Source organism: Sphingomonas sp. IW22 (assembly GCF_041321155.1).
In the GTDB taxonomy this organism is placed as follows: Bacteria; Pseudomonadota; Alphaproteobacteria; order Sphingomonadales; family Sphingomonadaceae; genus Sphingomonas.
This window is the reverse complement of the sequence record NZ_JBGGWB010000007.1, coordinates 25,985-37,674: the sequence shown is the minus strand read 5'-3', so window position 1 is coordinate 37,674 and position 11,690 is coordinate 25,985. Positions and strand designations below refer to the sequence as shown.

Genomic DNA, 11,690 nt, shown 5'->3' with positions numbered 1-11,690 from the left:
ATGCCTTTGCGCACGATACCGCAGACAGGAGCCCTGCGCGCGGCGAGAAGCCGTGCGCGGCGGGTATCGCGGTCTATCGGTTCGCCTGTCGCGATGTCTGTCAGGGATCTGAGCGGCTTCATGGCTTGTCTCCGGCGATATCTTCCATGGCAAGGATCTGGTCGAGTGTCGGTGGGGGCGTGCAGCGCGGTCGACGGCCGAACAGCAGTCCCATCTTCTGAGCATATTTGTGGACGGCGGCATGGTTCCGGCCCAGTGCCGTGACGACATCGGCAAAGGCGACGCCATTGTTGTAGGCGCGCTTCAGCGCATGGCGTTCGTCGTCCGTCCAGGGCTTCTGATATCCATGAACCAGGCCGAGGTTATTGGCGCGCGTGAACAGCGACGCCTTGGTCCGCCCCATGCGCGTCGCCAGTTCGGTCATTGGAATCTTGCCATAGAGCGCGCGCAGGGTGGCGATATCGTCGTCGGACCAGACCGGACCGCCGCGAAAGCCGTCCCGCATTGCATGGGTGCCGCGAAGTCCAAGATATTCGCTGCGCCAGCGGATCGAGTAACGGGTCCGCCCGAGACGCGTCAGGAGGGGTGTGAGGCTTTTGCCCTCCCGATAGGCAAGCGTGAGGAGGGCGTCCTCTTCGGGTGTCCATGAACGTCCCCAGCCCCGCCCGTAGCCGAGGCGTTGCAGGATCGCCTTGATTGCGATCTTGCTGCGTTCGCAATAGCCTGCTTCGACCAGCAGGGATGCGATGTGGCCGTAGCGATGCCCCTCTTCTGCCAGCGACAGCGTGAGCATGGCCTCGGCCTCGGTCCAGTCGGGGGGCTTTGCCGGATGGCGAAGGCCAAGACTGTTGGCACGGCTCGCGGTCCCTGACAGCGGGCGGCCGATAAGGATCGCGATCTGGGCGATGGGGACGGCGGCGGCATATCCAGCGCGCAACTGGGCATCCTCCCACGATGTCCAGCGTGGGGGGTTGCCTTCGGTGAGCCCCAGGACCCCGGCCCGCGCATAGACGGCGCTGCATGCGCGACCGAGATCGGCGGCAACGTCCGCGGTCGCGCGTGAGCCATAGTGGCGCGAGAGCCAGTTATCCTCGTCGGGCGTCCAGGGACGCTGGGAATGGCGGCGAAGGCCAAGCGTTGCGACCTTGTCGCGAACGCCGGCAAGACCCCGCCCCAGGGCGGCGGCGATCTCGGCCAGCGGGATATCGGCGCGAAAGCCGGTCTCGAGCGTGGCGACTTCCTGCGGGGTCCAGGCATTTTGCCGGAAGGGCATTTCGGGCAGGCGGCCCTCGGGCTCGGGGCGCACCGGACAGGCGACCAGTTCGACGACGGTGGGGGCAAGATCGGTCATAGCGACACCACAGCGACATCGCTCAGCCGCGCGCGCAGCCTGGCATGGAGGCGGGCGATCCGGTCATCGCCCCTTGGCATGGTATCGATCGCCGCGATTGCCGAGAGGAGATTGAGTGCGCGATCCGTTCGATCGGCGTCGAGGGACAGGTGCCGCGCCAGATCGCATGCCGTGCTGGCGTTGGGCGAAATGCGCTTGAGCGCGTCCATTATGGCAGCGGCATCGGTCGCGGAGGGATCGAGGAGGAACGCGTCGAGCGCGCGCGTGCCCTTGAGTGTTATGCCAGGACCATGATCGGCGACCTCGGCAAGGCCGGCAAGATCCAGCAGCCGCGCTGCCTCATCGGCCTCGATCGCCGCTGCCGCGCGAAGTTCCGGTGTCCTGCCCACATGCTGGGTAATGGTCGGATCGATATGTGCCAGGACAGGCGTCGCCGACAGTGCAGGCCCGAGCGCGAAGAAGTCGCCGGGGGCAAGGTTACGCAACAGGTCTGCGTCGCGTGGCGCAAAGCCCAGGAGATCGGCCGCGCGCGCGATGTCGCGGTCGAACACATTCAGCCCGACAAGGAAGTTCTGAAGTTCCGACACGACCGATGTCGATAGCTTGGCGAGCCGCTGGGTGGCGATAACGGTTGCCAGACCGCGTTTGCGTCCTCTGGCTGCAAGGTCGGTGAGGGTCGCGACCCCGAGCCGCCGGGCTTCGGCATCGCGCGCCGATCCTGCGACATGGGGCGCGAGAAGATGCCCCTCGTCGATGCACACAAGAACAGTATGTGCCCAGTCCTCACGCGGCGCGCCGACAAGCCCCGCGAAGAAGGCGGCAGCCTTGATGATCCGCTGGTCGGGGTCGAGGTCGGTGAGATCGACATGAACGGAGAGACGGTGCCGGCGGCTTCGGGCGGCAGCGGCGGTCAGGCCATCGGCGGTCAATTCGACCGCGCGGATCGTGGTCGCGCCGATATGCCGTGCGAGATTTTCGAATTCCCCTTCGGGATCGACGATGGCGACGGTCGTGTAATCGAATGCTTCCTCGATGATACGACGCAGCGTCCGGCTCTTCCCGGCACCCGAGCTGCCCTGGATCAGCAGCCGTCCGGCAAGGAGGCGATCGAGATCGAGTTCGAGCGATCCGGTGGAGTGGCGGCCGAGCGGTACGCGATTGGCCGCGGCCTCGGCGACGGAAATGGAAGCGGGCGAGGTCATGTCCGGTCCTTTGGGGCGACATCGGCGTCAGGCAGTGCCGGATCGTTGGCGGGCGGGGCGGCAATGGCGTCGGGATCGGGCGCAGGCGCGCCGTCCATGCTCTTCCAGTCCAGCATGTCGTCGCTTTCCCGTTCGCATTGCTGGCAGGTCGTGGAATCGTAAGTGCTCAGCAGCACCCATGCCTGGGTCTCGACATCCCAGACGGCGACCGCGTCCTTCGTCACATTGTCGCTGCCGCAATGGTCGCAGACAGGCTTGACCGCCTTTGTCGGGGGACGGAGGCGATCCTGGGTGCAGACTGACCAGTCGCCGTAGAATTTGCCGCCATAGGGCAGGCAGTCGCCCTCGATCTGGATGGCATGTTGGCCAAATCCGTCATGGAAATGAATGTCCGTATCCGGGAAAAACTTTTCCAGGACGTCGCGGGGAGCGCAGATCTTTACGTCGCTCCCGTAGGTGGTGTGAACATAGCTGAGGGGGCCGATGGCCGGCCCTTCGCTGCCCCATGCCTGCATGTCCCGGTCGGCGTTGTCGCGACCGTGAAAGAGATAGAGATAGACGCTCATGGCTCGTGCCTCACGATGCGGTGGGAAGGAGGGAGGCAAGCGCGCTGGCCGGCACCTGCTTGCTGATCGGTGCCGTGCTTTCGACGCGGATCGCTTCGAGGCTGTCGAAGGTCTCCGGCATCTGCCGGCGCTCGTAGCGGTCCTTGTCGACAAGTCCGTAGATGGGCTCGCCTTCGTGGCGGGCAAAACCCAGGGCATCGACGCTCACGACGCGGCGGAAAACGCAACCGACCTTGCCGTCGGGCACCCAGTCGGCCCAGGAGCCCGAGGCCGAGACGCTCTCATATTGGCCGATGATCGCCTGATAGGCGGCGCGCCGTCGCACGACATGGCTGTCGTGGATCGAAACCTCCTCGCCGGTCAGGTCTTTCCAGCGATCGGGATGCCAGCATCGCACCGATCGGCGGGCATTCTCGACCTGAAGAGCGATGCCGGGGATCGGCAGGCGGCGGAATTCGTCGGCGAAGCCGTAGAGAACCAGCGCATAATCGACATCCTCCTCGTAGAAGGGATCGTCGCGTCGCAGGGCGTCGGGCATTGCGGCTTGACGCTCGTCGGAAAGGACGTAGCCGCCATAGCTCGGCGTCCAGACCCGCCAGATGCCGGGCAAGACCTGCTCGGCCCGGTCGGGGATATCCCATGGCGTGGTTGCGGGCCGCAGGCTCGGTTGAAATCGGGTCATCTGTCGTCTCCCTTTGTGGATCGGACAGTTTCTCCCTCTCTCCTTCGGCTTCGATCGTCCCGGGGCGCAGTTTTCGAATAACGGGTTAAGTCATGTAGTCAGTTTCATCCGATCCGTAGCTGATCGAGAATGGCCGCTTCCAGCGCATCGCCTTCGAGATCCTCAGCGTGGATGGTGACGACAGGCGCGATCTCGCGCAGCTTCTCGACCTGGCGCAGCTTCAGCCCGAGCGTGTCAGCATCCTCGCCGGTCACGATTTCGAGGGCGGATTCGATGACCTCGCCGGTGGTGAAGTCCCGCAGGTCGAGAAGCAGATCGGGACGCAGATCGCCCGCGCGTGTCGCGATATCGAACAGGAGGCGTTTGAACCCGACACCGATGCCGCGGCGGCGGAAGCGATATTGAAGGTCGAGCAGCCCGACGATCGTCTTGCGCTCTGCAAGATTATGCACCGCAATAAAGTTTGCGGGTCGGGCGATAGGCTGGGCGTAGGCGCGGAGCGCGGCATAGCCCTCGCGCGGATTATGTTCACCGACGACTGCCAGAACCAGATAGGGCGGTCCCATCCGGCGCTGATTGACGCCGATATGCCGGATGCGGTTCTTGACCGTGAGTTCCCGGCCCTCTGCAAGGGTGATGGTCGAGCCGGTGACGTCGGTCGCGTAGAGAAGCAGAAACGCCTGCGGCGCATGTTCGCTCGGCCATTTCCGAGCCGCCTCGCGAAGTTTGGCGAAGACGATGCCGCGCTCATAGGGATCGATGTGGGTGTAGAGATGGCGCGCGAGCGGGATGCCCGGTGCGATCTGAACGCGCTCGGCGGCGTGGCGCAACGCGGCAAATTCGCTCGCCATCGATGTCGTCCTGGGTTCCCCGACCTCGAGCGGATCGACGACGTTGACGTGCGCCATTTCCATGAGAAGCCACAGCAGCCGGGCAAGCCGTGGGATGGCGACGCCGCGGGTGCGATCGTCGGGCTCGGTATCGGCGGGGAGCTGTGCCAGCTTTTCGGGGGCGAGGCGGTGCGCGGAGAAGAGCCCGTCAGGCTCGTTGATCGATCGCGGCGTGGCAGTCGCCCGTTCGCGGATACGCGGCGGCGCCTGTTCGCGGAAGAAGGGGCAATCGACATGATGTTCGGGGCGTCGCTGGCGAATGCTGGTCAGGCGGCGCAGATAATAGGTTTCCGCTTCGGAGAGATAGGCCGGTGAAAGCAGCGGGGGATCGGCCCCCTCTCCCAGGCAGTCGCAGGCGATCCATTGGTGATGGTCGCGCGCCTTGACCACCATGATGACCGAAGCGCGGTGATCGGCGTCCTCGCCCTCGCCGGTGTACCAGCGCACCAGCGCCTCGCGGACCACGTCCGGGACGGGGGAACGGGAGGCAAGGCCCCTGGTATCGCGCGGAACAAGCCACATGGCGGTGAGGATACTCCATAAAGCTTGCAAGGTCACCTTTGTTCACGTTACGTTCAATGACGGAAGGAGTTCGCCATGCAGCAAGCGGATTTTATCGGTGCGTTCGATCTCGACACGGTGCTCATCGAATTGTCGGTGGATCTCGATATTCGCGTTACGCGCAGGATGCTGGCAGGAGCCTGCATCGGCAGCGATCCCGAAGATGCCTATCTGTCGGCGCGGGAACTGCGCGAATCGCTCGAATGGATTCATGAGGGCCAGGAGGCGGGCAAGGGAAAGCTGACCACGATCCTCGAAACCCCGTGTGACGATTTCCAGCGTTGCCTCTATTATTGCGTCGCCGGCAAAGGCGTCGTCACCATGCTGGATGACCTGGTGTGGCTGGAGAAGCTGCTCGAGGCGCGGGGGAGGCTCGCAGCGAGGCTTTATCGCGACAAGGCGGCCGTTAAGCCTCTGGTCAATCCGTATGTGGCGTCCGAACCCGACGGGCCGGTGGGGCGGTTCGATCCTGCCTTCAGGATCGGTGCATCATGGTCGCACGATCCGGGTCCCGACTATGTGGCGGACGACGATGGGCCGGGTCCCCGGCTCACCTACTGACGGCAAATAAAACAGCGGTCCGGCATGGGGGGATGCCGGACCGCTGCCTCAGGGAGGGAATGGGTCAGTAACGTCCTTCGCAGGCAAGCCGTTCCCCATGCCGCCAGCGTGCCGGGTCGATATATTCTCCGGCGTAGGCGCCACGCCCCTGGGTCTTCGCTTCGAGGGCTGCGGCGAGATAGGCCGATGCGCGCTCGGGATCGCTGCGCAGATACTGGGTCGCCGGCACCGCCAGGCCTTCCCGGATCATCCTTTCGCCCAGATCCTGTCCATCGACGGTGACGATCGCGACCGGTCGGCCATAGCTGTTGGCGCCGGTGGGCGTGACGGTGGCGGTGCCGCTTTTGAGTATCCGGGATGCCAAATCCTGCGCCAGCTTTCCGCATGGGTAGCAGGAACCCTTTGTCGAGCACATTTGCTTGCGCTCGAAGGCGTCGGCACCCGACAGGCGAAAGTCGATCGAGACGGTGTCGCCGTCGATCGCCCTGCCCTTCCCGCTGATCGGGCTGTCGTCGGGCGGTGGCGAGACCGCGCCGCAGGCGGCAAGGGCCGCGAGCAGAAAAGGAAGCGCGCTCCTCATGCGTAGCGCAGTTCGACTTCGACGTTCGGCCCATCGACGATGAAGGGCACGACGCAAAAGGGCTGGAGGGGTTCGGCGGTACGCACGATCGACACATGGCGCGCGCCCGCGTCGAACATGCGGGCAGCGACCGCCTGTGCGTTGGCGCGGCTGCACAGTCGCCAACGCTTGGGACTGATGGAGGTGGGAGTTTGGGCGGACATGGGGGTCATCCTGACTGGGGCGGCGGCGTCGATCAACCGAACACCGTCTTGTGGACGCGGGTTTGCGGCACGAGCGTCCAGGGGAGGTCTCGCAGGCCGCCGATGCGGTAGGAAGGATAGCCAGATCCCGGTTTTGCCAACGCGATCTTGCGGCCGCGCTTGTGGACGATGAACTCGTCGCCCTCATAGCCGTCGGTGAAGCGCACAGGGTTCGGCAGGCGGATGTGCATGCCGTGTTCGAGTTGCCGGGTGGGGCGAGCGAGACGTTCGAGGCAGCGCCGGCGCCAGTGCAGCGCACCGGGATCGTCGGTATCGCCCAGCAGCGCGAGGATGCGCTCGGGGCATTCCGCCTCGCATGGCCCCATATGTTCGGTCATATCCTTGAAGGCGAACACATACCCGTCCTTCGCCCGCGGGTTCCAGGTAACGAGGCAAACGATGGCGAAAGCGGGTTCATCGATGCCATCGGTCGAAGGCACCGCGGCCGCGTACCAGACCTTGTTGCGAAGACACGAGGAGGCAATGACGCGCAGCCCCTTGCCTTTCCCGTCGGCATCGCGCCGGTCGTAGGTGAACTGTGCCTCAAGATAGGCCTTGGGGGTTTGGTGGGGATACATGGATGACAGGGGCATGCTGAGCCAGCCCATGGCGGCGTCCTTTCGAAATGCGGTGGCATGAAGGTCAGGCGAACAGGCCGACCGGATCTGTGCGGGGGGCCGAGAGACGCAATTCCCGGCGCAGGCGGGCCGCGAACCGTTCGGGTGCCAGGAGGTCGCGGATCGACGCGAAGCGGCGAACGTCGCCGATGCAATCGTGAAGACCATCGACACGGCGATAAATGACCTCGCTGTCGGGACCCGGTGCGCCCAGTGACAGCTGGACGTGGACCTCCTCGCCATGAAGCGTGATTTCGCCCGATTGCGAGGGGTGGCTGCGGTTCGAGTGGATGCGGTAGCGCCCGTCTTCGAGACCGAGCGCATCGGCGAGACGCCGCATGGCCTTGCGACCGTCGGCGTGGAAGCGATCCTTTGCAGCTGCGTCATGGGCGACGCCGCGCACCGCGAGCGTGAGCAAGGCCGGGAAGCGTCGTAATTCGGCGATGGTATCGATGCAGCGACGCCGCAACAGGCTTTCATCGCTGCCCGCGCCGGCGATCGTGCCCAGATGCCGGGCAAGGAGGATCACTGCCGGATCGGTTTCGGCATTCTTGCCGGCATTGCGGCAATCGTCGATCGCGGTCGTGATCGCGTGAAGGGCGGCGGTGATCGTGGCGAGCGCACTGGGGTCGAGTGCCTGCTGGTGACGAAAGGCGACATCGTAGGACATGGCGGTCTCCTCGAGCGCCCTATGCGCTCGACTCCCCGCCATCCCCCTTCCCTCCCTGTCTCCGGGTCTCAGGCGCTATCGCGATCGTCGACCGCGATCAGCGTGTCGATCGCGACAGCGAGAGCCGTTTCGTCGCCGTTGACGATGCGCGCCGTCGGCCTTGCCGCAAGGACGCGGGCGCGAACATCGTCCAGCGCCCGGCCCTTGAGGGCATAGGTGAACACCTGGCCGTCTTCGATCGTCACCAGTTTCGTGCGACATTGCGCGCGCAGCCTTTTCGTTTCGGTCGCGCGGGTGATGAGCGCCGCGACCTCGAACTCGAGACAGTGGGGAAGGACGCTGTCGCCGAGCCGCGAGGCTGGCCTGTTGGCGGCGAGCCATGCGTTGACGGCGTCCTCGGTGACGGTCCCTGTAGGATGGAAGTCGTCCGCGCCGCCCGAGCCACGGTTCGAGGCGAGGAAGGCTTTGTTGCCATCGATCCAGATTTCCGCGCTGTAGCAGGCGGTCTCGTGCGAGAGGGAAGCGACGAGCTGCAATTTGCGCAGTTCGATGTGCATGGCGGGCTCTCCGTGTCATGCCGCAAGGGCTTGCGATGTGTGGGGTTGGGCGGCTTGGGCTGCGGCTGCCTCCCTGAGCCAGGCCACGGCCTGCTCGGCTTTCGCCGCGGCCTTGATGATCGCGCTCGCATCGCCTTTCAGAATGCGCAGCCAGTTGTCGATGTAGCTGGCGTGATTGTCGTGGAGCTCACCGGGAAGATCGAGATCGGCGCACACCAGACATTGCCCGATGCAGGCGACCAGTTCCTCGAACGCATAGGCGTTGTCGCCGAAGCGTTTGCCGAACTCGCGCGCGAGCCGCTGCGGTGCCCCTGAATAATGCACATATTCGTGCGCCAGGGTGCTGGCATAATGATCGTCCGACTTGAACGCGCCGCGCATCGGCATCTGGATATAGTCGCCGATCGGCGAGTAATAGGCTTGGTCTCCGCCATGTCGCACAGTGCCGGGCAAGGCTCCGAAGAACGCGTCGATCGCGGCGCGATGCACGCTTTCGACCCGCGGTTCGGGCGCTGCTGCGACAGGATAATAATAGGCCGGGAGGCCGTCGATCTGATCGACGTTAAAAACGGTATAGGACCGCAGGAAACGGATATTCTTCGTGGCCGCTTCGCCGGTCATCCGATCGGTATCGGTCTTCGAGAAGCTCGAATAATAGACGCTGTGGGCGCCGCGCTCGCCGCGCCGGACCTGCCCGCCCAGTTCGGTGGCCTGGCGATAGGTCATCCAGTTGCGGCCCGCATAGCCCTGTGCGTCGCCGATCGCCCAGAGATAGAGAGCGTTGATGCCGGTATAGGGTGTGCCGCAATGGCGGAGCGGACGGCCCCCTGCTCCGGTCAGGCCCCAGGGTCTGGACCAGGGGAGAACCCCCGCTTCCAGCTTGGCGATGATAAGGCTTGTGATCTCGGCCGCGACGTCGCGGCGCGGTCCTGCGGGTTTGCGTGTAAAGGTCATGGCGATGTCCTCGCGTCGCGGCCTGTCGCTTCGGGCCGCGGATAAAAAGAAAGCGGCGCGCCCCGGTATCGGGACGCGCCGCAGGGAAAGCCCAGGAGACGATGGGCGGGGGTTATTCGGCAGCGATCAGCGTGGGATCGGTCTCGTCGGAGGCAGTGCCGTCGTCCGGCAGGACTGCGTCCTGCGTATCGACATGGTCGCTCTCGGCGTCATCGGCATCCTCTGTCTCGATACCCTCGCCCTCATCGAATGCCTCGTCGTCGAGATCGCCCTCGTCGAAGTCGCTTTCGTCCACCAGCGCGGAGGCGATGTCGTAGCGCATGGCATCGGGCACCCAGGCCAGCGCGGCGTCTTTGGTCTCCGCCTCGGTGATTGCTTCGCCGGCGAACAGCTTCTCGCAGCTCGAAGAGATCTCGCCCTTCTTCGACCCCATGTAGCGAGCCGCGAGCGGGGCACCGCCGACCTGGGTCAACAGCGCGAGAAGGGTTCCCTTGGACACGCGATCGAAGAAGTTTGCCGAAGTCGGCCGCCACCATTTGGCCGGTTCGATCTCGAGGATGCTCGCGAGGCGGGCATGGAGCGGGTTGGTCTTGACCGAGTTATAATCGTCCTTGGCCTCGAGCGAGGACGCGACGACGATGGCAAGCCATGCGGCCTTGGCGTCGTCGTCGAGCGCGCGGAACCCTTCGAACCGGGTGACTGGATCTGAGGCCTGCGTCCAACTGGTGTCGAGCCCTTCGCGCGCATCGGCGATCGCCTGCTGGGCCTGGGTCGCAGGCTGATCCTTGGGCATCTGGGGGTCCTGCGGATGGTTTGCCCGCAGTGTGGTGCCATATCGGGTAAAATGCGTCGGGTCGGCGAGCGCGAAGAGCATGTAATCGAGCGCGAGCGCCGGATCGCCAAGGATCGAGGCAGCGAGAATATCGCGGCGCTGAACGGCCAGTTCATCGTGCAGACGGGCGCTGAGCGCCTTGCCCCCCGGTGCGACCGCTTCGGGCGGCAAAGGGGCGGTTTCGCGCGAGGACGGCGAAGAGGGGACCGGACGATCGTCGCCGGGGAGGCGGACAGGCGCCTCGCTGTAGTAGGTGGTGTCGAGCACCATCTTGCCGTCACGGCCGAGCGTCAGGAACACCCCGACCTGCCCCTTGATCTCGTCGGTGAGTTCGGGTGCCTTGGAGTTGAGCGCCTCATATTCCTCGCGCAGCGCGTCATACTCTTCCTCGAGCTTGCCGTAGGCGTCGGGTTCGAGGCTCTCGTCGGACATTTCCTCCTCGAGCACTTCGCATCGCTCGACGATGGCATCGGACCGTTCGGCCTCTTCCTGCGTCATCGGTGCGGGCGGGAGCACGACACGGTGAAGGTCGGAGGTGATGCCGTAGAGACTGGTGGTCGCAACGGGGCGGACCCATGCGACGCCCAGATTCTCGCCGAGGCGTTTGGCTTCCGCCTCCATGATCGCGGCAGCCAGGGTCTGAGCCAGTTCCGGATCGGTCCACCGATCCCCGTCCTCGCTGAAGAGTTCACGCTCGATGCGTCCGCCCGCCGCGACATAGGCATCGGCGCCGACAAGCACGGCAACCGGGTCGGTCGCTTTCATGCTATCGTTGGCGATGGCCCTTCGGATGCTGTCGGCATTGACGTAGGAGCTGTGGCCGTATTGCTGGAAGACGCGTTCCTGCTTGGCGACATCCTCGGTCGAGCCATAGGCCTTGGCGAGGTCGAGCGATATCCGTCCTTCGGAAAGCGCCTCGAAGATCGGGGGCGCGAGATTGGCGAGACGCAGCCGCCCTTCGATGAAGCGGCGGGTCTGCCCGAAGCGGCGTGCAACCGCCTCGATGTCGCCATCGGCTTTGAGAAAATGCTGGAAGGCAACGCATTCCTCGGCAGGGGTCATTGCCTCGCGCTGGAAATTCTCGGTGAGCGAAACTTCGCGCAGGTCGGCTTCGTCGCCGCTGATCACCTTGACCGGCACATCATATTGGGCCGCATCGATCTCGCCGGCTTCCGCCAGCATCATCGCGCCGAGATAGCGTCGATCGCCGGCAATGATCTCGAACATGCCCTTGGGGCGGGCAGCGGTGACGAGCAGATTCTGCATGATGCCGCGGGCGCGGATGCTCGCCGCCATCGCCTCGATGTTCTTCGGCGGGGTCGTGCGGACATTCTTGTCGGAGCGCTTGAGCTTGGCGAGTTTGACGGTCTGGGTCATTTGGGGTCTCCATGAGCATGATGGTGTCCGGCGCGCGTCTTTCCCCAC

At 64.8% G+C, this 11,690-nt stretch carries 13 protein-coding genes; 1 reads left to right on the top strand and 12 read right to left on the bottom strand.

Annotated elements, in window-relative coordinates; all coding sequences use genetic code 11:
- Window positions 1–118: 118 nt before the first annotated feature.
- From ACAX61_RS17250 to ACAX61_RS17230, 5 genes are all read right to left on the bottom strand, one after another.
- Window positions 119–1,351, bottom strand: a complete 1,233-nt coding sequence (locus ACAX61_RS17250; protein ID WP_063976904.1) for a hypothetical protein — start codon at window positions 1,349–1,351, stop codon at window positions 119–121.
- The gene (locus ACAX61_RS17245; RefSeq protein ID WP_063976903.1) at window positions 1,348–2,553 is read right to left on the bottom strand and encodes a helicase HerA domain-containing protein; all 1,206 of its coding nucleotides are present in this window, start codon (window positions 2,551–2,553) and stop codon (window positions 1,348–1,350) included. Before ACAX61_RS17245 ends, ACAX61_RS17250 begins: the two co-directional genes overlap by 4 nt.
- On the bottom strand, window positions 2,550–3,119 hold the full coding sequence (locus ACAX61_RS17240) for a hypothetical protein (protein ID WP_063976902.1): 570 nt from the start codon (window positions 3,117–3,119) through the stop codon (window positions 2,550–2,552). The genes ACAX61_RS17245 and ACAX61_RS17240 overlap by 4 nt, the downstream gene beginning before the upstream one ends.
- Window positions 3,120–3,129: 10 nt before the next feature.
- Complete coding sequence (locus ACAX61_RS17235; protein ID WP_063976901.1) at window positions 3,130–3,801, bottom strand: DUF7007 domain-containing protein; 672 nt, start codon at window positions 3,799–3,801, stop codon at window positions 3,130–3,132.
- A 104-nt stretch (window positions 3,802–3,905) separates the two neighbouring features.
- On the bottom strand, window positions 3,906–5,213 hold the full coding sequence (locus ACAX61_RS17230) for a DUF8535 domain-containing protein (RefSeq protein ID WP_063976900.1): 1,308 nt from the start codon (window positions 5,211–5,213) through the stop codon (window positions 3,906–3,908).
- 75 nt (window positions 5,214–5,288) lie between these two features.
- On the opposite strand from ACAX61_RS17230, the gene ACAX61_RS17225 reads away from it, so the two are divergent.
- Window positions 5,289–5,813 (top strand): hypothetical protein, encoded by a 525-nt coding sequence (locus ACAX61_RS17225; protein WP_063976899.1) that lies wholly within the window; start codon window positions 5,289–5,291, stop codon window positions 5,811–5,813.
- 64 nt (window positions 5,814–5,877) lie between these two features.
- Here the strand turns inward: ACAX61_RS17225 and ACAX61_RS17220 are convergent, their stop codons facing one another.
- The 7 genes from ACAX61_RS17220 to ACAX61_RS17190 all read right to left on the bottom strand — a co-directional run bounded on the left by ACAX61_RS17220 (window position 5,878) and on the right by ACAX61_RS17190 (window position 11,642).
- Window positions 5,878–6,393 carry a thermonuclease family protein gene (locus ACAX61_RS17220; RefSeq protein WP_063976898.1) on the bottom strand — a complete coding sequence of 172 codons (516 nt, stop codon included), beginning with the start codon at window positions 6,391–6,393 and terminating at the stop codon, window positions 5,878–5,880.
- Window positions 6,390–6,596 (bottom strand): hypothetical protein, encoded by a 207-nt coding sequence (locus ACAX61_RS17215; protein ID WP_063976897.1) that lies wholly within the window; start codon window positions 6,594–6,596, stop codon window positions 6,390–6,392. The genes ACAX61_RS17220 and ACAX61_RS17215 overlap by 4 nt, the downstream gene beginning before the upstream one ends.
- 32 nt (window positions 6,597–6,628) lie before the next feature.
- A complete protein-coding gene (locus ACAX61_RS17210; protein ID WP_063976896.1) occupies window positions 6,629–7,243 on the bottom strand; it encodes a DUF6927 domain-containing protein in 615 nt (204 codons plus the stop codon).
- A gap of 34 nt (window positions 7,244–7,277) precedes the next feature.
- The gene (locus tag ACAX61_RS17205) at window positions 7,278–7,922 is read right to left on the bottom strand and encodes a hypothetical protein (protein ID WP_063976895.1); all 645 of its coding nucleotides are present in this window, start codon (window positions 7,920–7,922) and stop codon (window positions 7,278–7,280) included.
- Window positions 7,923–7,990: 68 nt separating this feature from the next.
- The gene (locus tag ACAX61_RS17200) at window positions 7,991–8,479 is read right to left on the bottom strand and encodes a hypothetical protein (RefSeq protein WP_063976894.1); all 489 of its coding nucleotides are present in this window, start codon (window positions 8,477–8,479) and stop codon (window positions 7,991–7,993) included.
- 15 nt (window positions 8,480–8,494) lie between these two features.
- Window positions 8,495–9,433, bottom strand: coding sequence for an ArdC family protein (locus ACAX61_RS17195; protein WP_063976893.1), 939 nt, complete (start codon window positions 9,431–9,433; stop codon window positions 8,495–8,497).
- A 112-nt stretch (window positions 9,434–9,545) separates the two neighbouring features.
- Complete coding sequence (locus ACAX61_RS17190; protein ID WP_099234102.1) at window positions 9,546–11,642, bottom strand: ParB/RepB/Spo0J family partition protein; 2,097 nt, start codon at window positions 11,640–11,642, stop codon at window positions 9,546–9,548.
- Window positions 11,643–11,690 lie beyond the last annotated feature (48 nt).